Raw genomic sequence first — 23,947 nt, forward strand, 5'->3', positions numbered from 1 at the left:
TTATTAAAAGGCAATAGAAGTCTAGCCTATATTTTTATACAGAAAGTGGAATTTTATCGATGAGAATTTTTGGGCAATTGTTATATCAACTGCAATTGCCCATTTTTAGTTTAGTTCAATTCCACTTGATTTTTTATGGTATTAAACTGTAATTGAAGCTCTTTTAAACGCTCTACTTCTTCATTGCCAGGTATTTTATCGGCACCACCAACAATGTAAGACAAATAAGCAATTTGAGGCACTAGCATTTGCTGCGGATAAGCCCCTTCATCATTCTTGATTTCTTTTAATGTTTTCTCTAAAGAAGCTTTTTTGTCTCCTGTTGTTTTCTTGATTTCTTTCTCTAATTGCGATTGAAATTTTCTAGCCTCGGTCAGTAGCGCTAACACTTTATTTTCAAAAACTAAATGTTCTTTTATAATTGTTTCATCAATACCTTCTTCTGCTAATCTTGGATCAACCAGAATCTCAAAAGGTTGCTCAAATGTTTCTTTACCTACTGTCAGTTTTGCCGTGTAAGTTCCTGGCAATACTATTGGTCCATTTTTGTAGCTTCTAGATTCTTTGTCGCTCCATGCTCCTTTTTGGCGCATATCCCATTGAAACCTATTAATACCTTTTTTAGTTTCCAATTTATTGTCAAAGTAACTAAAAGCCATACTAAGCCCCATATTCTCTACTTCTTCTTTACTGGATTTCACTTTTGTAGAGTCACTTATGATAGTTGCAATAGATTGATTTTTAGCATCTAAAATTTCTAATTGTACTTCGCTTTTAAGTTCCTTTGTTAGGTAGTAATCAATTAGAACTCCCGTTGAAGGATAGTCAGGAAATCCTTTTGCTCTTCTAGGCGTACGATATCTAAAGGTATTATCTGGTTTAAACAATACAGGGGTATCATCTAAATTAACAATAGCAGAATCTCTTAAAGAGGTAATGTTATCCAATACCCAAAAACCACGCCCCATGGTACTTAAAACCAAATCACCTCTTTTGATAATGATATCGGTAATTGGTGTTACCGGTAAATTTTGCTGAAAAGATTTCCAATCTCGTCCATCGTTTAACGAAACGAACATGCCGTATTCAGTACCTGCATATAAGATTCCCGCTTTTTCAGGGTCTTCACGCAATACTTTAGCGGTATAGTCAGACGGAATTCCGTTCGTAGCAGTACTCAATAATTCCCAAGTTTTACCATAATCTGCCGTTTTATAGAAATACGGAGTAGCATCACCCAATAAATGTCTATCTACAGATATATATGCTGTCGCAGGATTAAATTGAGAAGGTTCAATAGACTCTACTCTACCACCTTTAGGCATCTTTTTTGGAGTTACGGTCGTCCAAGTCTGTCCGCCATCTTGTGTCAAAGAAACCACACCATCATTAGATCCTGTCCAGATTAAATCTTTTTTGATTTTTGATTCTCTTATGGAATATATAGTACTGTAATATTCTTCACCAGTAATATCTCTAGTAATCGGACTGCCGGAAATCACTTGCTTATCAGCTTCAAAAGCTGTTAAATCAGGAGAGATCGTTTCCCAAATAACACCGTCGTTCCTTGTTTTATGTACAAACTGTGAGCCCATATAAACAACATCTGGATCATGTGGCGAAACATGAACAGGAGCTACACGCTGAAAACGATATTTTAAATCTTTAGGATTATGACCGTAAATATTAGAAGCACCAATAGAATATTCCCTACCTACTCCGGTAATTTTGTTATAGACACTAAAACGACCTTTACAGTTATTATAAACGATATTATGATTGCCTGGTTTTGGTATTGACGGACCGGTTTCACAACCACCCACCTCAATCATAACTTGAGTACCCTGAGCAGAAGTTCCACTAGGTGCTGAGCTTGGTATCGCTATAGTGGTATTATCTTGTTGAGCTCCATAGATCCAATAAGGATATTGGTCATCCACAGCAACTTGATATATCTCTGCCGTTGGCTGATTGAATTGCGATGACCATGTTTTACCACCATTGTGAGAAACATTGGCACCACCATCATTACATTGTATTAGTAAATCTGGATTATTAGGGTTTAACCAAATATCATGATTATCGCCGTGTGGAACCGACATCATCGTCCAATTTTTTCCGCCATCGGTAGATTTTAATAATGGGTTGGCATTTGAATACACTATGTCAGGATTGGTAGGGTCTAATTCTATATTAATATAATAGAAAGGTCTATTGACCAACCCTTTATGATTAGATGTCTGTACAAAGGTCTTACCTTGATCTACAGATTTGTATACACCGCCTTCATCACCAGGAGCTTCAATTACAGCATAAAGAATACTTGAATCTACTGCTGAAACTGCTAAATCTATTTTACCGATTAGTCCTTGTGGTAATCCTGTTTCTAGTTTGATCCAATCTTTACCGCCATTTACAGATTTATAGATTCCTCCTTCTTTGTTTTCTCCTCCAGAAATGATAGTCCAAGGTGTACGTTGTGCTTTCCAAGCAGCAGCATAAACAACATTAGGGTTTCCGGGTAATAGTTCTAAATCTGCAAATCCGGTTGTGTTAGATATGTGTAGCATCTTTTTCCAAGTAACACCACCATCTATAGTTTTGTAAATACCACGTTCTTCATTTGCTTTGAATGCATCGCCAATTGCTGCAACCCAAACGATATTGCTATTGGTAGGGTCAATTTCAACCGCTCCTATTTGTCCTGCTTTTGCTAACCCTATGTGATCCCAAGTTTCTCCGGCGTCTATAGATTTATAAACTCCTTTACCACTAATGATGTTACTACGTAGTCCGTCAGAACCAGTACCAACATAAACGATATTAGGGTCATTTACGGCAACTTCAATAGCTCCAATAGAAGGCGTATCGAAAAATCCGTCAGAAATATTATTCCAAGATGTACCATAATCATCGGTTTTCCATACTCCAGCACCTGAAGCTCCTAGGTAAAAAGTGCCCGGTAAAACAGGTGTGCCGGTAACCGTGGTAACACGACCACCTCTTGAAGGACCAATAGTACGATACTCCAATGCTGAAAAATCTTGAGAAAAAAGGGATGAAGAAATGCATACAAATGATGCAATGGCTAGGTAACGAAAGAACGATTTCATTTAGGTTTGAATAATAGTTTGGTTAAGACCTAAAGTTACTTAAACCATTACGCAAAACATACGTTCAAGATGATTTTTGCGATTTTCTTATTTTGACAATTCTTTATTGAGATTAGAACTGATCTATTTGATAAAATTTATGCAAAATAAATTCCGGTACTATTTTTTGTTCAATTTGTCAGCTTCCTTAAGCTTATCATTCTCCCAAATGCCACTAATAACAGAGCCTTCTTTCTTGTGAAAAATACCTTTGCCATTTCGCTTGTCGTTTTTCCACTGTCCTTTATACTTTTCACCGTTAGGCCAAAAATATGTTCCCTCACCATTTCGCATGTCATCTTTATAGCTGCCAATATAATATTCACCATCAGGCCAATAAAAAGTACCGTTGCCTTCACGTAAATTATCTTTCCATTCACCTTCATACCTGCTACCGGTTTCAAGAACAGCAATACCTACACCATTAGCCTTATTGTTTTTCACTTGACCTACATAATGTAGACCAGTTCCTTTTTTACTAGTAAAACTCAGATATTCACCAAAAGATTTATTGTTCAGTTGCTTACGCATGTTATTTAACTGAACTCGTGCTTTTTCTAGGGCAAAATTAAGAGAATCAATACTTCTTATTTCACTTTGCGAAACCGGAGCTACAGTAATTGAATCTACAGAGATTTTTTCTGTTCCCTTTTCAGAAGTATTTACCGTATTATTTTGCATTAATTTTTGAGCAAGGGCAATACGTAAAGGAATAACGCTGTTCAGCTCTTCATGATTTTGAAGTGTGGTATTATAAGATTCAATTGCTTTATTATAATCACCTTCCATTAATACAGAATCAATTGCCACTAATTCTTTATTACCGGTTACAAGTACATCCAATTCCTCTTTTGCCTTGCTACTCTCCCCTATCTCATTTTCTAGAGTACTGGATTTAACTCCGAAATAAAGAGCTAGTGCAGAAATGATAGCAAGCAAACTGTATAATGTAATATCCTTTTTTTTCATACTTTTCTTATTACTGACCCTCTAGTCCGTTAAGTGAATTTCAGGAAGTTTGTTCTTTACCTTTCTAAAATCAGGAGAATAGTAAACATGAAATCTCATTGCCCAGCTTTGCTTATAATATCCTCCGTTAGCTAAATCTTGCCCTTGGGAATACATTGCTCCTGCCGCAACTGTTAATCTTGGCGTTAGAATATAACCTAGTGTAGTGGTTAAACGCAAATCTTCCATAGGGCTTGCAACAACCGCTTTTCCACTTTGCATGATCAATTCTGCCTCTGGTGCAACGTAAAAAGTTTTTGGTTTTAACTTGTGATTGTTCAGAGGGATTTTCATTCTAAACATATACCTCCAACGATTTCTAAAGATGTATTCACTATTTTCGGCAAAACCTTGCGTCCATCTATGTTCTATACGAATACGATGATAAATCATCATACTGGCAAGTGATTGAGCAAACTGATATTGATGCCAAATACGCCATTCTGGTACTAAGTTACGATCTGTAGAAGCTTCATCAGTATTGAAATTTAAACGTAAAACTCCACCTAATCGAACATTAAAATATTTAGAGTGAATGTACCCAATGGCATGTCTATTATATACTTGGGCTACCTGACCAAAAAATGGTGTAGCTTCTGTTTCTTCTAATCTAAGGTGGGTTTGCGCATCCCAAAATAAGCGCTTGCCAATTCTAATATTACCATAAGTATTGATCCAGGTCTTTGTACCTAAATCTTTATATTTTGAATACTCAGGCAATTCTACAGCCTCTTTCTCTTGTGAAAATCCTTGAAATACTAGAAAAAACAAGAATAAGAATTTAAGCTTTATGCTATATGTACGAAACGTTTTCATAGGCTATTGCTTTGCAGTGTTTTGTACATTCAACATTTCTAATATAGTAATAGGGTCTTTTTGCCTCTTTAACTTGCGTTCAAGTTTTTTGGTGTCTTGGTCTTTTAATTCTAGAATCTTGGTATATGTAGCATTGATAGTGCTGTTTAATTCTTTAGTAGTATTGCAAGACAAGTGTTGGTCTATCTCATTTAAGAAATAAGGTTCTAGCGATTTTGAATAAGCTGATGTTATTCGTTTTTTAATATCCTCATCCATTAAGGTTGCCATAAACGGATTCCAAATTTTATCGGTATAGCTTTCTTTAATTGTAGTTTGATATACTGGCATTTGTGAAACCGTCTTAGATAACTCGTTTAAATTATTTAGACATTCAACAGTTGTTCTAGCAGCAGCTAATCTGTTTTCTGCAGATTTCACTTTAGAATAGTCGTTTATGGTTTTACTGGTAAAAGACTTTATTTGTTTTAAGGCTGTCGCGTATTTTAAAGGAATAGTTGAACTCGTAGAATCAATAAAAACCATCATTGAATCATTTCTAATAATGATTTCTTCTTCCAAGCTAGCCAATTCGTTTTGTCGTTTTTCTTGAGCAAGTGTTTCTTTTACTTCATTTGCAATAGATAATATACCGTCATAGCCCATTTTAGCAACAGCTTCAATTTTTTCTATGTTGGGAGTGGCAGCAGATATTGAAAAGCTTGAAGGAATTGTATAAGATTTAGAAGATATAACACTATCTATTTGTATATCAATATCCATTTGAGGTTTTGGAAGTCCGTTAGCAAACACATGATTGATTAATTGCTCTTGAGAAGTGTATTCCAATATGCCCAATGAATCATAACTTACAATTTCTTGAATAGGATTTAAGAAATTCTCCTTCAATTGAACTACCGTATTATATTGATAAGCAGTATTGTTATCGGATAATCTTAAGATGTTCAATTGTGAATTATGCAAGATAGACTCACCTAACTCATGTGCTTTTTTATAATAAGATACAATGCTATCAATTTTAGTGACCTCTAAGGAATCAAGCGGGTAATAAGGGACTTTTACTTTTAACTCTGGTAGAAATTTTGATTTACCCAATTGAGATAATATCTCATCTACTTCTTGATAACGTGCTGCATTTTGCTTTAAAAGTTCAGGTAGACTATTATGATGAAGAATATCAACATCTACTTGCGAAAGTTGAATTTCTAAAGCATTAATATAACCCGCATTTAGATTGATGATTTTAGTTTGACCGTTATACCCTTGGTAAGCCTTTATAGTTTTATGGTCGTTTTCATCATCTACTCTAATAGATTGTAATAGCCCATCTTTAAAAAACCAGCTTTCAGATTGGTCCATACCGTTAGAAGGAAACAACGACCACTCGTCATGCGCCAAACCATCTCGTAGAAATCTACCTACCAATGTATAGTTTTCGTTATTGATGCTAAAGTTTTGCTGTGGTACACCGTTATCGAAAGAAATAACACTTTTAAATAAGGTCTTGGATATTTCGGAATTTTCAATTTCTTCTTCTACAATAGTCCATTTACCATTGGGCTTACCCATTTTAATTTTACCAATAGCAGATTTCTGAATTCCACTCACTAGAACACGGTATTGATAATCTATAACCTCAGACTGACTTTTAGAATTGAATTCTCCGAATTGAAATTTCCAAGGACCATCTGCCGTACCGTCCACGAAAGCACCTTTAAATTGAAAGGAGTAATCTTGTTTCTCTAAGAGTTCTTGAAGATTGGAACGTAGTACTGTAAAATTGCCATCAAGAACGGTGTCGTTCTCAACAATTTTATAAGAATACGTTGCTTTACCGTTATACTTCCCTATTTGTAAATGTCCGTTATAGGTTTGTATTTCTTGTGCATTCATGGGAATTGATATTCCGATGATAATGAACACAAGAAATTGTAGTAATACTTTGATAGTTAGCCTAATCATCCCGCAAAAAAACGAAAATAGATTCAGACTAGTAAATTAGAAACGTATAAATTTTAACTTTTTATTAAACGTTTCTAAACAATTGAGAATGAAACAATAAAAGCTTTTAAACGTTGTGATATTACCAATCAATTGGGAAGTAATCCTTTAAAAATTTACCACACCAATGTTTCCCCGTATTGATACCGTCAAAAAGAGGATCCATTACTCTAGCAGCACCGTCAACAATATCTAAGGGTGGTTGAAAATCGTGTACTTCTTGCTTCTTCTTAGCCAATTCTGCAGGGTCTTCGTCTGTTACCCAACCCGTATCCACAGCATTCATAAAGATTCCGTCTTTTGCTAATTCACCAGCAGCAGTATGTGTTAACATGTTCAAGGCAGCCTTTGCCATATTGGTATGTGGGTGACGCGATTCTTTGAAGAAACGGTGAAATTTACCTTCCATCGCCGTTACGTTGATAATATGCTTTTGACCTGTATTCTCTTTCTTCATCAACTCTGCCAAGCGATTGCAAAGTACAAACGGAGCAACAGAATTAACCAGCTGAACCTCAATCATTTCAGTAGTTTCTATTTCGCCTAACTTTAAGCGCCAACTGTTTGTTTTACGCAAATCTACTTGTTGTAGATCGGCATCTAATTCACCCGTTGGGAAAACCTCTTGGGCTACCAACGCATTATCAAAACTATATGGAATTTGAGACAGCTTTGCAGAAGCTCGTATACCAATACCCGGTTCTGGTCCGTGCCAAGTAACCGGCATGTTTTGATTTGGTGATGCTTGTTTACTAAATCCTTTTAATTCTTGTAAACAACTTTCATGATCACTCAACACCATTTGAGCAAACTTCGGTAATGAAGAGACTTCTTTTTCTTCATTTTCCATAAGATGATGGTAAAAACCAGCGGGTCTACGAACGGTTTGCGCGGCATTATTTATTAATATATCAAGCTTATCATATTGCTGTTCTATAAAATTGCAGAATATTTCAACACTAGGGATGTGGCGTAAATCTAAACCGTGAATTTTGAGTCTATGCCCCCACTCCATAAAATCTTCCTCTTTGGAAAAACGAAGCGCGGAATCTACGGGGAAACGTGTGGTAGCTATAACGGTAGCACCACCACGAAGCAACATTAAGGTGATATGATATCCAATTTTTAAACGTGATCCCGTAATTACGGCAACCTGTCCTTTTACATTGGCATTCTGAAATCTTTTTGCATAATTAAAGTCACCACAATCGGTACACATGGTGTCGTAAAAATGATGCAGTTTAGTAAACTCAACCTTGCAAACGTAACAATTACGAGGTGTTGTCAATTCCGGTAAATCTTTATTTGCCAATTCTGCTGCAGGTAGTAATTTTGGAGCAACAAAAACATGTGCTTCACGAGCACTACGTATACCTGTTTCTTTACGAGCATGCTTATCGCGAACAGCCTGTTTTCTCTTAGCGTTCCGTTTGGCATCTTTTACTCTTTTTGCAAATTCTTGCTTACTTGGACGGGATAATTGCCCAGCAACTTTAATTAAGGCAATTCTTCTATCTTCAGGAATTTCAAATATTTGATTGGTATCCGTAACCAAACGATTTAAAATTTCGATACAACTTTCAATCTCGGTTAAATCGATTTCAGTTTCGTTTTCGTGTTGTTTATCCTTCATCATACTACCTTAAAAGCGCAAAAATACTAACTATGATCAAAGTACGGTAATACGTACTTTTTTCTTTTTTAAACGGGAATTGTTTAGTTGATTCACCAGTTGGTCAGATTTGCCTTTGGGAACAGCAACAAATGCACAATCTTGTTTCAGTTCGATATCACCTAATTCATCTCTATTTAAACCACCTTGCTTAAAGAAGAGTCCCGCGATATCGCCTTTAGAAATTTTATCTTTTCTTCCGCCAGAAATAAATAGAGTTTCCCAAATAGGGTCTCCTAGCCTATTCGTTTTATTAATATTTATTCCTTTAGACTTTTTGATGAACTCGGGTAAAGATTCTTTGTCCCATTGTAAAACATAGGCAGTTCCCTTTTCATTTACACGAGCAGTTCTACCATTACGATGCGTAAACTCTTCAATACGATGTGGTAATTCGTAATGAACAATGAATTTTAATTCAGGTATGTCAATTCCCCTTGCGGCTAAATCGGTCGCAATCAAAATACGACTACTTCCGTTCCTGAATTTAATTAAAGCACGCTCTCGTTCTTTTTGTTCCATACCACCAGAAAAGCACTCATGCTGAATACGTTGCTGACTTAAATAATCACTAACACTTTCAAGACTATCCTTGTAATTACAGAAGATAATACCTGGTGCTTCACCTATAAATTTCAATAATTGCACAAGTGTTTTTAACTTGTCCTTTTCTTCTGAAATAACAGTGCTAATAGTAAGTTGTGATGGTCTATCATTTTTAAGAAAATTAACTCGCTTAGGATTTTCCAATCCCACAAACTTCGGAATCTTAACCCCCTCAGTTGCAGAAGTAAGAATACGCTTTTTAAGGTTTGGAAGCTCCGCAAGAATCTCACTCATCTCCTCTTCAAAGCCGACTTCTAAAGATTTATCGAATTCGTCAAGAACCAAGGTTTTAATATGGTCTTTAGTAAAACGGTCTGCAAAAAAATGGTCAAGAATTCTACCAGGAGTACCTATCAGTATTGCAGGAGTATGTTTTAGTTCTATTTTGTCTTTAGACATTGCTCTACCACCATAGATGGCATTTACTTTAAAACCGGTACCCATATTACGAATAACCTGTTCTATTTGAATGGCCAATTCTCTGGAAGGAACCAAAATCAATACCTGAACTTCAGGATTGCTATGGTCTAAAAAATTCAAGACCGGTAAAAGAAAAGCCAAAGTTTTTCCTGTACCGGTCGGAGAAAGTAAAATGGTGTTATTCGATGATGAGATAGCATCTAACGCATCCTCTTGCATCGGATTTAACGCATCAATATTCAATTTTGATAAAATCTCTTTTTGATTCTTCATGCGTCTTTGATAACCATTAATTTATATACGATTATGCCTCTTGAAGGTCACGTTTCGATTTTCTGTATAGATAATTTGGGAAAATTGTTCTTTTCGCGAATCTGTTCAATTTGTTAGCATTGATCATTTTCTGAAAAATAGGTTTTGTTACGCCAAAATACTCATACGTAGCACCATCAACGAAAGTAACTTCTAATACTAAACCATTATGCTGGAAATCGGCAACGCCAGAGTTTATAGACTCGTTGTATACTTCTTTATTAGCTTCTTTGGTTTCAGGGGCGATACTTACTAAAAAGTGGTATCCGTCAATAATACGACGGCTTTGAACCTCTGCTTCTTCTCTTTTGTCGTCACCCTCTTGAAATTTGTCTGGATGCCATTCTTTTACCAATTTTCTATAGGTAGACTTAAGAGCTTTAAGTTCAATTTCTTTTTCAACCCCGAAGAGTTTCTTATATTCATTAATACGCTTCATAATGCAGCTTTTTTGCGGGTGCAAAACTACATCTTTATTTTGACGTGAAAGCTTGAATTTCAGTAATAAAAGAAAAACTATTTTATAAATTTAAACCTTAATCATTTTTTAATCCCTTTTCAAGAACCGATTTGATACCGGCAAGATTATCAGAGAATTCCATCATCTGCGAAAGTACTTGAGCCATCTCATTGGCATTACCAAACCCTTTTAATTTATTGTTCTTTACAAATTGCTCCTTTATAACACTCCAACGCGCATCTTCTTCCGTAGTAAGATTACCAATCAGCTCATTGTACTTTAACAAGTTTGCTTCCGCAGAACCAGTTAAGGTCTGCGCTTCATTCTCATAATGTGAACGTAAAAGCGTGTTCAATTCCCGCTCATTCATTATAGGCACAATCTGAGCAACTAACTTGTTCATATCCCTATAAGAGCCTTGAAGTTTAAAAGAAGGTTCTGTACGGTATTCATCTTGCATGGCGGCACTTTTAATGTACGTTGCATTTACTTTCAATAATACATCTCTTACCCGCAATACTTTTTCGAGAACCTTTTTATATTCTTCAACTTCTTGACTAGAATGGTTGCCAATTAATTGACCCTCATCAGATTTAGATTCAATTTGTTCAACCAAAGTATACACATCGTCAAATTCTTTACTTGCCAATTGTTGCAAAATAGGATTTGCAGTTAGCGAATTTTCTACCAAACTCAATCGAAATAAATGTTCGGTTTCGCCAATAATATCACCAAGGTTATAAATATCGGCACGGTTGGCTAACATATCTGGAATCTGAAATTTGTCTCCGCTTTCTGTATATGGATTACCTGCCATTATTACGCAGAATTTTTTACCACGCAAATCGTATGTTTTAGGCTGACCTTCGTATACACCTTCTATCTTACGAGTACCATCTGAAAGGGAAATGAACTTTTGTAAAAATTCCGGATTACAATGCTGAATATCATCAATATAAAGCATCACGTTATTCCCCATTTCAAATGCAAGATTCAGCTTTTTAAGCTCTTCACGAGCAGCACTGTTTTTTGCAGAGGCTGGATCTACATTGGTAACCTCATGACCAATTGCCGGTCCATTTATTTTAACGAAAATTAATCCAAGTCGGTTTGCTATATATTCCATCAAGGTGGTTTTACCATAACCTGGTGGCGATATTAAAAGTAACATACCCATTCTATCGGTACGTTTGTTTGCACCTACCGTACCTAGCTGTTTCGCTAAATTGTTACCGAAAATTGGAAGATATACTTCATCAATTAATTTATTACGTACGAATGATGTAAGCACTCTTGGCTTAAATTCCTCTAACTTTAAATCAATTTTCAGCTTTTCGGTTATTTCGTGTTTTGTCTTTTTAAACTTTAAAAATGCCGGAACTTCATCTGACACGAATAAGCTCATTCTAGAAATAAAATCATGATAATTGAACGAATAAACTCCTTCAACAATAGTTTCATGAGAACCTCTCAGCTCTTTTAGACTTTCATTCGGCGAAACAGCCTTGATCTTAGAAGCAGACTCATCTCTAAACAAAATGGCTCCTACAATTTCATTTTCATATCTGTTTAAATTAGTATTAGCATCGACATCTTTTTTGGATTTTAAAAATGCACCTACCCATTGTTTCACCAAACGAACTTTCGATGAAAATTTTGGAGCTTCTTCAACACTTTTCTTAAACTTTAAATCTGCATTTTGAGATTTAAGTAATTTTAAAAATTCATCTTTTAATTGAATAGCAAAGCCACTATACACGAATTCAGAATCCGATTTTAGTTCTTCAAACAGATAATCAGCAATATCTTCGCTTAATAGGGCGTCAAATAGCTTTGTTTCTTCAGAAAAGACTTCTATTTTCTTTTTCAATCCTTCAATGATAGAAGCGTATTCTTTAGATTCAGGAAAATATTGCAATACCTCTCCTGCAGCTTTTAAACCTTTATCTAATTCGGCTTTAACATCTTTATCCAAATCATACCAGAAAAATTGGGCATACCCACGAATTTCTGGTCGGTAAGTAAGTAAATCTAATTCATGGTGTTTATGTACCAAAAGCTTCAGTATTCTTGAAGCATCTACATCATGAACCCCTTTTATATAGCCTTCAGAATAGTCGTTTCTACTTTGCTCTTGAACAAGCTTCAACAACTCTTCATCACTTAAAGGAAGTAAATCTTCTTCGGTGAACTTTGAAAATATTTTGTAAGCTAAATATGCAGCACGATAAATATCATCTGTTTCAGAAACATATTCCTGATTCCATAAGTGCCTATTCTTGACAAATTCTTCATTGTTCAGTACTTTGTAAAAATCGGTTCCTGTTAAATGATAATTGAGTTCGTTATCATGAAAAACAATCGTTAAGTCTAACTGCTGCTTGTTAACGCCGAATTTGTGTTTACCTAATCTAATAACACTATCGCCATCTTCATAAAGATCTAACTTATCCTTTAACTTTCTAAGAGCATCTTCCCTAGCCGTTTTCAATTGGGTTTCAATCTCTTCAGCTTTACCACTATCATCAAGCTCTTGCAATTGAGAAATAATATCACGCAGCTTATTGATCATTAAATCTGAAGCAAAGTATCCGTTGATTTCTACGGCAGAATTAAAACTCTGTGCCTTTTTCTGTACCCCTTTTAATATCCTGGCTGATGCATTGGCTAATGCGCTAGATTTTTTATTCCGTTTTTCAATTAAAGAGTTCTTTCTAGCATCAAAAGCAGCATAAACCTCTTCTCTCTTTTCAATAATAGTCTCGATAAATTCTTCAAAATCGGTGAATTTGCCCTCTAGTTCCTCTAATTGAATAGATGTTTTAGTTTGATATTCATCACACTTTTCTGGTGTAGATGCCATATCTAAGTAATTGATGATACTCTGATCAATCAATTTTAGTTGTGCAGCAAACTCTGCCTTGGCTTCAGATATACCAAGAGAATTTCTTTTGTTTTTTAAAGCAGCCTTAAGTTCATTTATAGTTGAAAAAATCAATGAAATATCATCGATAATCTTAGTGGAATGGGCAGTATCTTCAATTTCTAAATTAGAAACAATATCGATCAGCATTTCTAATTGAGTACTGATCTCATTAATTTCATCTTCCTTCTCTTTAGCTACAATTACCTTTTCAACAGTAGCTATAAATTCTTTTTTATCTTTTAAAGCGTCATGGTATGGTTGTAATGCATTCGGGTTTAAAAGAAACTGAACACAACGTTCTGATATCTTTTTGGTCTGCTCCCCTATTTGTTCTTCCAGAACCTCAATATATTCTAAATCAATATATCGTACTTCTTTAAGCGAAATAGCTTCACCTCTTAAAGATCGTAATCTGGTAAGTAAGGCAACAAACTCATCAATACTTTTAAATGAGGTGCTTTTGATTTTATTAAATAACTCCTCAGAATTCTGTTGAATTAGTTTAGATTGATTTTGAGCATTTTTACGCAGTTCTACTACCTTTTCAAACTCATCAATAGCAGCGTTAGATGCTTTGTTGATTTCTTCAATAGGCTCGTTTAATTGATGTGTATCTGGCTCTGGCAACCAATAATACGCATCTAAAATATCTTTCGAAAACTTTGCAATATCACTATATAGTCCGGCATAGTTGTCGTTTTTATTCAACAATGTAATTAAGCCATTGACTTCTGCCATAGCCTTTACAATATCTTTGTTCCCTATTTTATATAGCAGTGTATCTTCATGCTGTGAAGGCACGTAATCACCTTTTAAGTAAGGTGTTTGCCAAATTTGAACAACATGGTGCTTGGTTTGTTCTTGCTCTGTTTTGAAATAACAAAGTTCACCATTTTCTAAAATTGTAAATCCATTACAGATGATAGGCGTTTTAATAACCTGGCTTATGATATTATAAGACATAAGGTTATATAACCCTTCGGCAGCAGAATAGAAAACATACAGAAAATCTTCTCCATTCGGAGAAATAATACGTTCTTGAAATTTTACATTAGGGATAGCATTATCAAAAATATGATACTCTCCTGTCTGTAAATAATAACCCGTTGGAAAGATGATACCTTGATCATCTGGCAGTAAAATACAGGCATCTTTAACAGAATCAATTTTTTGAACCTCTCGCATTTTATCATTGAAAACAAAATAACGGGCAGCTTCTTGAAATGGCTTTATTTCTAAAATTAAAAGGTTGCCTAAATCTCCAAAACGATATTGACCGTCATCTAAAGTTTGGTCAACATATTCTACGGGTTCATCTAAAATACCTTTGCCCTCTGTAGTGTTATCCTCAATTTTTATAGTAAGGTCGCCACCAATGGTTTCTACAAACACCCGGTCTTTTATAGACACATGAGGATGTTCTCCATAACGTTGCATATCTCTCGTAGCCTCTTGCCATTTAAACTCTTGTTGAACAGGAAATTTGTATTCATGTTCGCTACGGTTATCAATATATTTTAGCGAATTGTCTACCACTAACCATTTAAAGGTTTTGATATCTGTAGGACTCTCACTTAGCTGAAAAACCATATGTAGATAATTTCCAATTACGGCGAAGTTGGAAAATATCGTATTTCTATAGTATTTATATAAATTGGTAAAGTCAGATCTAAAAGTTTCGTCATCTAAAATATCAAGAGTAGAAGCTTTAAAACTATTTTCTTTAAACTTATAAGCGCTAAAAACGTCTTTAATAGTTATCTCGGTTCTAAGACCAAAATGAACATTATACCCGAACAGACAAGTGTCGCCAAAAGAAACAATATCTCTTGCTATACAATTATTCTCTGTATTGATTCTGTCATTAGCAATAAGCTTTGTTTCTAATGAGCCAAAAACGGTTTTTCTATCATCGTTTAGATTAATTAGCTTACTCTGTAACAATTCCTTCTGCTTTTGCAGTCGGTTTTTAATCACATCATAAGTACCACCATCTAAAATATGTTCTTCCGTTTTGTCTGTTCGGGATTCTTCTGCCATAAAAATAACTAGGCTTTAGTACTACATTAATAAATTACTTTAAAACTCTAAGTGTTAAGCGTCTATTTCAACTTTTTATCGCCCATACCTAACCCTTTTGCAAGGTTAAATAGATTGCTAAACAGTGTTTGCTCTTCACTATCGTTAGACTTTGATTTTAAGTCCATCAGTAAATTTGCTATAGTTACGTTTTTAAGGTCTTCAGTAGAGATACCATATTTATCAGCGAATTCTTTTACCTTTTCCAAAAGATTCCCTTTGACATCATCGCTGCCTAAAATAGCATCTTTTACATCTTGTATGTTAGTACTGTTTTCAACCAATCTATCATAGCCTTTACCTTTGGTTATTTGACCGATAATTTGATCAAAGAACATGGTCTCACCACCAACAATATCAATCTTGGCAGCTTTTAATGCATCACCAATAACCTGTGCTTGTGCATCGGCAATATCTTTCTGGATATTAATGTGGGCAAGATCAACTTGTAATTCTTTGTCTAAACGCAGTTTAAATTCTTCGTGTTCTTTACCAACACCATCTAATTTCTTCATTGCATTTGCCTTCTCTTCTATACCAGCAGCATCTGCCATCGCTTTTTCTTTGATAACATCAGCCTCTGCTAATCCATCTTTACGCTTGGCTTCGGCTTTTGCTTCAATACCAACAGCTTCAGCTTTGGCTTTCTTCTCAATGATGATAGCTTGTACAATTCCTTCACGTTCAAAGGCATCCGCTTTAGCATGCATAACTTGAGCTTCAGACATACCAACGGTTGCCTCTTCTTTCGCTGTTGCTTCAGCTAAAATTTTACGCGCTTCAGCCTCTTTCTCACTAGCCTCTTTATGAGCAAGTGCTTCAATATTAATCTCTTCGGCTTTTTGCTTGGCAGCTTCTTTTTGCGCTTCTGCAGCTTTAATCGTTTTGATCAGGTCTTCTTGAGCAGTTGCTTCGGCAATTGTTATTTTTACTTGCTTATCTCTATCTGCAGTTTTAAAAGCTTGGATATCTTTCATATTCTCTTGCTCTTCCACTACTCCTTTTTCAAGAGTAACACGATCACGAATAACATCTTGTATATTCTTTTTCTCTACTTCAACAACTTTTTCTTTTTCAATCTGTGCCAGCGTAACTACTCTTTCTCTTTCCGTAGCCTCTAAAAGTCTGTCTTTTTCTACTCTTTCCGTCTCTACGGCATCTGTACGTTGCTTATTTTTTAAAGCGACAATAATTTGACGCTCCATATTCTCTTCAGCAACTTTTACTTTTTCTTGGGTAGCAATACGAGCAGTTTCTGACTTCAAACGCTCTTCTTCAGATACTTTTAAAGTTTCTGCCTCTTCGCGAGATTTTATATTTGCGATCTCTCTTTTTTGTTGTTCTTCTTTTTCCGCTAACTGCTTGTCTAGCTCTAGAATAGCTTCACGAGCTTCTACATCTTGTTTACGAATAGTTTTCTCCTCGTCACGCTTAATAAGATTCGATTTTACATTTTGAGCAGCCGTAAGATCATTAATCTTCTTGATACCTTCTGCATCAAGAATATTATCTGCTTTCAAATGCGCCACGGCAGTTTGCTCCAGATAATCTATGGCACAATCTTCTAAGGTATAGCCGTTTAGGTCAATTCCAATAATATCAACGATCTCATCTCTAAACTCTCTACGCGCTTCATATAATTGAATAAAATCGAACTTTTTACCAACGGTTTTTAAGGCTTCGGAAAACTTGGCTTCAAAAAGCTCTTCAAGCGTTTCTTGTCTAGAAGCTCTCTGTACACCAATGGTTTGAGCAACTTTTTTAATAAGGTCTACTTCATTATTTACCCTAACGAAGAATGCTACTTTAATATCTGCACGCATATTATCCTTACAGATAAGACCTTCTGTCGCCAATCTTTCAATTTGAATTTTCTTTACTGAAATATCCATTACTTCAACTCTATGAAATACTGGCACTACATACAGACCTTTGTCCGTAGCTACTTTAGTTCCTCCAAATCCGGTTCTTACCAAGGCTTGACCTTGATGAACTTTTTTGTAGAACATTGCAATGATTGCAAAATAAACAATGATAAGGAAGAGGATTACCCCCAAACCTATACCGATAATTGAAAAGATGGATTCCATAAATGATTTAAGTTTTATTGGTTATAAGATTGTACTAAAAAGTGTGTGTGATCCGCAGATCGTTTGATGATTAAAACCGAACTACCGTAGGTTAACGGTTTACGATCCAAAGATTTTACATAGATAGAATGACTATTACCATCTGCTTTTACTTCTGCATTACCCATTTTATCTTCGCTAATATTAGATAGTAAAGTGGCTTGCCTGCCCAAAAAATCAACAGGAGCATCACCATCTTTATTCAGTTGCTTGAAAAAGCCCTTAAACGGGGTGGTAAATAATTTATTGACGAACAATGCTGGAAAAAGCGCAGCGATCATAATAATGAATCCTATATAATTGTCATAGGTAAACGTCAATGTGGTCGCTAAAGTTGTAATCAACCACCAAACAAATATCCAGCAGGTAAACGTAAACATAAAAGGCAGTCCTACAAAGTTGAAATAGATAAGGAATATTTGCCACCATTTTAGTGGTCTACGCCTCTTTCCTATGACATCTTCCTGGTTGACTTCAGTGTTAGAAATATCTTCAAAATCAAGATTACCACCTTCAATACCAGCGTCTAGATCTACATCGGCGTCTACATCTATATCGACATCAACATCTAGGTCAAAATCAAGACCACCTATCATGGTTATGATCCAATACACCAGAAGGAGTATCAATAATAAGGTTAACGTGATATTTACCTCAGAAAATAATATGTCTATTAGTTGATTCAAATTTTTATTTTTTGGATTTGTTAAACCCTAGTTGTTCTTTAAGTTTTTGAAGTTCATCATCTGCAGCGGCTTCAGTAGTATCAGCAGCTTTGTCAAGTTCTTCATCTATAGATTTACTCGAATTTGCGATATCACCATAAGCTTCTGCCAAGGCTTCTTCTTGCGCAATTTTCTCCTTCATTCTTTCAAGCATAGAAACAGTACCGGTGCTATCCAATTCAGCCATTTGCTTGTTTAGGTTTTTGGTGGCATTACTAACCTTTACACGTGCTTTAAGTGTTTTAAGCTCATTCTCCCAATTGCCTATGTTTGCTTTTAAAGCTTCTACATTACCTTGCATTTGACTCACATTAGCTTCAAATTTTTCAGTTTCGGTTTTTGTAGCTTCTAATTGCTTTTCATTGGTTTCTTTCTGCATTAAAGCTTCTTTAGCAAGTCTGTCCGCTTCAGCAGCGTCCATTTCTTTACTATTGGCCTTTTTTAAAATTATAATGGCTTTATCTTGATACTCTTTTGCTTTATTTTTATAAACATCTTGATCGTTCTTAGAACGTATGGCAAGTGCTTTTACTTGTGCAAGAGCCTCTAAACTTTTTTCCAAGTCTAGCTTCATATCCCTAATGCCTTGTTCGGTCATCTTAATAGGATCTTCCATCTTATCAATTGCTGAATTAGTTTCAGCCTCTCCTATTTTAAATAGTCTTTTAAATATATTCATGATTTTTTATTTTTAGTATTTAGAAAATTCAATTATTTGATCTGAGTATTCACTCATTAACAAGCTTAGAGAATTTAAGCTGGCTTCTATTTCATTTAGGTCCATATTCTCAATCTGTAACGTATCTCTGAATATGACCCTGTTTGCGGTTTCATCAAGAACGAAAGCTCCATGAATGATATCTCTATTCTTCTGTAGTAAACTTTTAAATATCTTTTCAGATTGATTATGAACAGAAAATATAAATTGTTCCATAATCAAAATTGGTGGTGATACTCCTAGAATGAGATTTTTAATTCCGAAATCTTCTTTCTCTACAACCAAAATACCGTCTGCTCTATTCTCTTTAACGATATTAAAGTTTAATTGAAGAAGATAATCTCTGGTTATATTAAAATGGTTTTTCATATTGGTTAGTTTTTGTAGGTGGATTCTTAGATTCAATAATACAACATATTATTGGTGTGTTTTCTTAAAATCAGATTAAGAACGCTAAAATGTAAACAACGACGATGAACATAATATTGTGTTTTAAATTGGTTAATAAAAAATAACAGCTCAAAATAATAGCAATTCAAATATTTATTGCTAATTTTGTTAGACAAATATAATACTATTTTTAGTATTTGCAAATATTATTAGCAAAAAATGTCATACTTCGGGAAGAATATCAGAAAAATTAGAAGCTTAAAAAGCCTTAGCCAACAGGCATTTGCTGAGCTATTTGACCTTAAAAGAGGGACTTTAGGTGCATATGAAGAAGGAAGAAGTGAACCTAAATTAGAGACACTAATAAAAATTGCTAATTATTTTAGCATACCTATTGATGACCTACTTACAACTGAATTAACGGTCAATAATTTATTAAAATTCAAAGGCAATTTAACAGTAGAACAAGATTTAGGTGAACAAGAATTTTTTATAAAAGTACCTTGTATTACCGCAATAAATCAAAGTGATTATCTTAAGTATTACAGTAAAGATTCTTACATACAAGACTTACCTTTTTTATCATTACCTATAAATCCTGATAAAAAATTTAGAGCTTATACCGTGCAGAATTTAGAAATGAGCAAGAACGAATCTGGCATGTTTCCTAAGGATATTGTTATTGGTGAATTAATACCGCCTGAGGTTTATTCTAAACTGAATAATGGTACTTTAGTATTTACGGTTACCAATCAAAATATCATTTTAAGAAGATTATTTATTACAAATGATAATTTTGTACTACGTGCCGAACATAAAAATGTTGATGATATCTTACTTGATTTAAAAGAGATTAAAGAGATGTGGCGTGTTAGGTATGTATTTTATCATAGATTACCGGAGACCAACTTTAACTTAGAAGAAAAATTATTTCAGTTAGCACAAGATTTTGATAAACTCAAAAAAGAGCGATAATAAAAAAGCCCTTCAGAAATGAAGGGCTTTTTCTTAAACTTGAAAGTATATATGTCTTAGATAACTTTAACGTTCACTGCGTTTAAACCTTTGTTACCTTCTTTAAGTTCGAATTCAACTTCATCGCCTTCACGAATCTCATCGATTAAACCAGAAATGTGTACAAAGTGGTCTTTTTCAACTCCTTCTTCAGTGATAAAACCGAAACCTTTTGTGTCATTGAAAAATTTTACTGTTCCTTTACTCATTGTAATGTAATTTAATTTATAATACTTATTAAGATGCAAAGATGACGCCAATAGTTGAGAAACAGCGTTTAAAGTTCTTTTATATCTGTTTTTTGTGAAGATTTTAAGAGATTTTACTTGTTTTAAGGTTGGTTAAGGCTATTCTTACTTTTCCTGAGCAGCTAACCACTCCATAATAGTCACATTTTCACCTTTCAATAAGACGGGTTTATTATCAAAATCAAAGTTTGCATTGTTATCATGGCTATAAATCCATGACCAGTGCCCAGGGAAATAGTAGTTTTCTCCACCAAAGAATCCGGTTAAGTCAATAACATGGTCATAATATGAAAAATGAACATTTAATGCTTTAGCGGCAATTAATCTATTATATAAAGGTACAACGGTTTCTTCTGGAACAGTAGTGGTGTCATCTTTAGAATGGATGAACCAAATTGGTATATTTTTAATACTTTCAATTTGTTTGTCGGTAATATTTGAGTTTGAATAAGCAAGTGCACTTATATAACCCGCCGCAAAATAATTTGGGTGTTCAAGTAAAAGTTTTAGGCTCATATAGCCACCATTAGAACAGCCGCCTATATAAACCCTTTGTGTATCTATTTTCGGATTGTCTTTTACAAAATTATCAATAAGGTCGAATAGGGTTTTATTATAAATATCATTATTATCACCTCTAGTATGAACTCCATTGGCATCTTGCATCCAAAATGTGGGTGCTTGAGGTACAAGAATATATGCCCCATCAAAAAATGATTGTATTTCATTTGTTGCGTAGTTTGTAGCCTTATTGGCTACTAAAGCTATACTTGGGTCGGTACCACCTTCACCACCACCATGTAACCAGATTATTAAAGGAGATTTTGATGAAGTAGTTTTAGGTTCATATGATGCATAAGTTAATGATATACCATTACTTGAGTATTTTCCTTTTAAATCAAATCGATCTAAATCTTCATAGATACGAGAAGCTTCTTTATTCCATGTTTTACCAGTTGATGATTGGGTAATGATTAGTTTATAATCTATCCATTGATTACTGCCCTTTCCATCTTTATACACATACTTTATGGGAGAATCTAATGGGTTATTAGGGTGTACTAATAGTACTAATGTTACATAATTTCCTTCAGGTATTCTATTTCCTTTGGCATCAGAAACGTATGTGAAAAGTATTTCTCGTTTTCCTTTTGCCTCTTCCGGAGACATTTTTACTCCGTCAGCATTTCTTTCAACTAAAATATTATAATCTTTTACAGCAGCTTCTGATACAGCATCAGTCATGGGCACAACTACACTTTTTACGGCCGGACCCCAATCATAACCTTCTAAAATTAATGTATAACCATCTTCATCGTAATTAGATGTCGAGTTAATTTCCGGTTCGATAGCTAAAAGCGGATTAATTACCAGAAATGTAAATAAAATTAAAATTGATCTTTTCATTATTTGATTTTTGTTGTTTGACAGAAAGATACAAGATTTGGGTAGCATTTGTAATTAATATTTGGTGCTTACTTAATTAAAATACCGTTTTTCAATTAATAAGCATTCTATTGCCATCAAATTATTATTCGATACTTTAGTGCGAACAACAATTCAATGAAATCACTCTTCTTAAAATGAAAAGATTACTCAACATGTATAAAATTTTATTAGCCATATTATTCGCAATTCTATTTTGTATCAATATAAATGCCCAAGAATCAAAATTTGATATATCTAAAGACTTATTAATTTTACAGTTAGACTGTAAAACTGATGTTGATGATTTACACACAGCAGCCGGTTTGGCAACAATTTTAAAACACCCAGATTATAAAGATTTAAATTACTTCGCTGTTGCTGGTACTTATGGTATTCAAAAAGGATTATATGTTCCGCCAAATGAATTAATGAAAATGGCGTTTAAAGGTAATTGGACAGATGCGGATAAGGAATGGGAAGAATCTAACGACAAAGTGGTGAGTAAAGCATTGAATATTATTAAAAATGGCGGTTCAATTTGGATAGCAGAAGCTGGGCAATCAGATTTTACTGCAGATTGGGTAAAGAAAATTAGAAAAGAGAATCCTTCGATAAAAATTAGAGATGTTATTCATGTGGTTCAGCATAGTGATTGGAACGAATCTGTCGCAAAGCCTGTTAAGTTAATGTATGTAAAAACTGCAACCGACTATCATAAAATAGCTGATGGTAATGCTGTGGGCAATGGTACACCGGGCTTTAAATCTGATGTAAAGGTAGATTGGGAATCTAAATTAAACGATGAACATTTGACCAAAGTTTGGAATACTGCTATTCGTTTAGGAAATAAATATAATGGTATGGACGGCAGATATTTAAATGAAAGTGTTGCTGAAGGCGGATTGGATTTTTCTGATTTAAGTGAAGTATGCTATATTTTAGACCTTATTAAAGTTAAAGATACAGATGAGTTCTTTACCTATTTTATGGTGGATTAAAACCTATTTCAATTTCAAAAAGGCCTCTTGTAATCTTTTAGTAATAGGGCCTTTTTTATTTCCTTTATATAATTGGTAATCATCAATTTTTTGAATAGCTGCAATTTGAGTACTGGTACCTGTTAGGAAAGCTTCATCAATATTTTTAATTTCCGTTAACTTAATAGCCTTTTCTATAACTTTAATGTCAAGTAAGCGGCAAAGTTCAATTACTATAATTCTGGTAATGCCATTAAGAATGTGCTCATCTGCTGGATGGGTATACACTTCTCCGTTCTTTACAAAAAATAAATTACTGTGAGATGCCTCTGTAAAAACTCCATTTCTATGTAATATGGTTTCATAACATTCATTTTGCATAGCTTCTTCGTTCAACATTACATTTCCTAGAAGAGAGGTCATTTTAATATCACATCGAGACCATCTGAAATCATTTCTTGAAATTACAAGGGCATCTATCTTATTTATTTCAGGTAAAACTTTTGGCACAGCATACATCATTACTGTTGGTTTTATGTTTGACGGATAAGAATGTTGACGTGGGGCCACTCCCCTAGTAATCTGTATATAAAGCATACAGTCAACATCTGTCAACTGAGCAGCTAGCAGTAATTTGGGTATTTCGTTTTTAAGAATGTCTGAATCAAAATCTATATTGATTTCTTGTAAACCGAATTGTAGTCTTGCTAGGTGCTCTTTTTCATAAAAGAAATTTCCGTTTATTTGAACCATGACCTCATAAAGACCGTCACCGAAAATAAATCCGCGGTCGAACACAGAAACCTTGGCTTCTTGTTGATTTACGATTTGTCCGTTGAGATAAACTTTACTCGGGTAATTCATAG

At 34.5% G+C, this 23,947-nt stretch carries 17 protein-coding genes; 2 read left to right on the forward strand and 15 right to left on the reverse strand.

The genetic code is table 11. The annotated features are described in order from the left end of the window. Positions 1-110 precede the first annotated feature (110 nt). From ACJJVP_RS14760 to ACJJVP_RS14815, 12 genes are all read right to left on the reverse strand, one after another. On the reverse strand, positions 111-3,113 hold the full coding sequence (locus ACJJVP_RS14760) for a WD40/YVTN/BNR-like repeat-containing protein (protein ID WP_405414694.1): 3,003 nt from the start codon (positions 3,111-3,113) through the stop codon (positions 111-113). A 159-nt stretch (positions 3,114-3,272) separates the two neighbouring features. After that, positions 3,273-4,121: an MORN repeat-containing protein gene (locus ACJJVP_RS14765; protein ID WP_405414697.1), complete on the reverse strand. Its 849-nt coding sequence runs from the start codon at positions 4,119-4,121 to the stop codon at positions 3,273-3,275. 21 nt (positions 4,122-4,142) lie between these two features. Next, a complete protein-coding gene (locus ACJJVP_RS14770; RefSeq protein WP_405414700.1) occupies positions 4,143-4,976 on the reverse strand; it encodes a DUF2490 domain-containing protein in 834 nt (277 codons plus the stop codon). 3 nt (positions 4,977-4,979) lie between these two features. After that, entirely contained in the window at positions 4,980-6,869 is a 1,890-nt protein-coding gene (locus tag ACJJVP_RS14775) for a hypothetical protein (RefSeq protein WP_405414703.1), read from the reverse strand. A gap of 190 nt (positions 6,870-7,059) precedes the next feature. Then, positions 7,060-8,610: an SDR family NAD(P)-dependent oxidoreductase gene (locus ACJJVP_RS14780; RefSeq protein ID WP_405414705.1), complete on the reverse strand. Its 1,551-nt coding sequence runs from the start codon at positions 8,608-8,610 to the stop codon at positions 7,060-7,062. Positions 8,611-8,646: 36 nt separating this feature from the next. Continuing rightward, positions 8,647-9,948: a DEAD/DEAH box helicase gene (locus ACJJVP_RS14785; RefSeq protein ID WP_405414706.1), complete on the reverse strand. Its 1,302-nt coding sequence runs from the start codon at positions 9,946-9,948 to the stop codon at positions 8,647-8,649. 31 nt (positions 9,949-9,979) lie between these two features. After that, positions 9,980-10,426 carry a KTSC domain-containing protein gene (locus tag ACJJVP_RS14790; RefSeq protein WP_396634464.1) on the reverse strand — a complete coding sequence of 149 codons (447 nt, stop codon included), beginning with the start codon at positions 10,424-10,426 and terminating at the stop codon, positions 9,980-9,982. 97 nt (positions 10,427-10,523) lie between these two features. Further along, positions 10,524-15,413, reverse strand: coding sequence for a DNA repair ATPase (locus tag ACJJVP_RS14795; RefSeq protein ID WP_405414709.1), 4,890 nt, complete (start codon positions 15,411-15,413; stop codon positions 10,524-10,526). 62 nt (positions 15,414-15,475) lie between these two features. Continuing rightward, positions 15,476-17,542 carry an SPFH domain-containing protein gene (locus ACJJVP_RS14800; protein ID WP_405414711.1) on the reverse strand — a complete coding sequence of 689 codons (2,067 nt, stop codon included), beginning with the start codon at positions 17,540-17,542 and terminating at the stop codon, positions 15,476-15,478. Positions 17,543-17,556: 14 nt separating this feature from the next. Beyond that, positions 17,557-18,267: an OB-fold-containig protein gene (locus ACJJVP_RS14805; RefSeq protein WP_036154423.1), complete on the reverse strand. Its 711-nt coding sequence runs from the start codon at positions 18,265-18,267 to the stop codon at positions 17,557-17,559. Positions 18,268-18,271: 4 nt separating this feature from the next. Further along, the gene (locus ACJJVP_RS14810) at positions 18,272-18,985 is read right to left on the reverse strand and encodes a PspA/IM30 family protein (protein ID WP_405414713.1); all 714 of its coding nucleotides are present in this window, start codon (positions 18,983-18,985) and stop codon (positions 18,272-18,274) included. Between the two features lie 12 nt (positions 18,986-18,997). Beyond that, complete coding sequence (locus tag ACJJVP_RS14815; protein WP_405414716.1) at positions 18,998-19,393, reverse strand: molecular chaperone Tir; 396 nt, start codon at positions 19,391-19,393, stop codon at positions 18,998-19,000. 240 nt (positions 19,394-19,633) lie between these two features. Between ACJJVP_RS14815 and ACJJVP_RS14820 the strand changes: the two genes are divergently transcribed. Then, positions 19,634-20,389 carry a helix-turn-helix domain-containing protein gene (locus tag ACJJVP_RS14820; protein WP_405414718.1) on the forward strand — a complete coding sequence of 252 codons (756 nt, stop codon included), beginning with the start codon at positions 19,634-19,636 and terminating at the stop codon, positions 20,387-20,389. A 56-nt stretch (positions 20,390-20,445) separates the two neighbouring features. Here the strand turns inward: ACJJVP_RS14820 and ACJJVP_RS14825 are convergent, their stop codons facing one another. Next, entirely contained in the window at positions 20,446-20,637 is a 192-nt protein-coding gene (locus ACJJVP_RS14825; RefSeq protein WP_027067037.1) for a cold-shock protein, read from the reverse strand. Between the two features lie 144 nt (positions 20,638-20,781). Then, on the reverse strand, positions 20,782-22,083 hold the full coding sequence (locus ACJJVP_RS14830; protein ID WP_405414721.1) for a prolyl oligopeptidase family serine peptidase: 1,302 nt from the start codon (positions 22,081-22,083) through the stop codon (positions 20,782-20,784). 194 nt (positions 22,084-22,277) lie between these two features. Between ACJJVP_RS14830 and ACJJVP_RS14835 the strand changes: the two genes are divergently transcribed. After that, complete coding sequence (locus tag ACJJVP_RS14835) at positions 22,278-23,102, forward strand: hypothetical protein (protein WP_405414723.1); 825 nt, start codon at positions 22,278-22,280, stop codon at positions 23,100-23,102. 3 nt (positions 23,103-23,105) lie between these two features. On the opposite strand, the gene ACJJVP_RS14840 is transcribed toward ACJJVP_RS14835, so the two are convergent. Then, the gene (locus ACJJVP_RS14840; protein WP_405414726.1) at positions 23,106-23,945 is read right to left on the reverse strand and encodes an aminotransferase class IV; all 840 of its coding nucleotides are present in this window, start codon (positions 23,943-23,945) and stop codon (positions 23,106-23,108) included. Positions 23,946-23,947: the final 2 nt, after the last annotated feature.

Origin of the sequence: Maribacter sp. Asnod1-A12 (genome assembly GCF_045063735.1) — a bacterium.
Lineage (GTDB): Bacteria > Bacteroidota > Bacteroidia > Flavobacteriales > Flavobacteriaceae > Maribacter.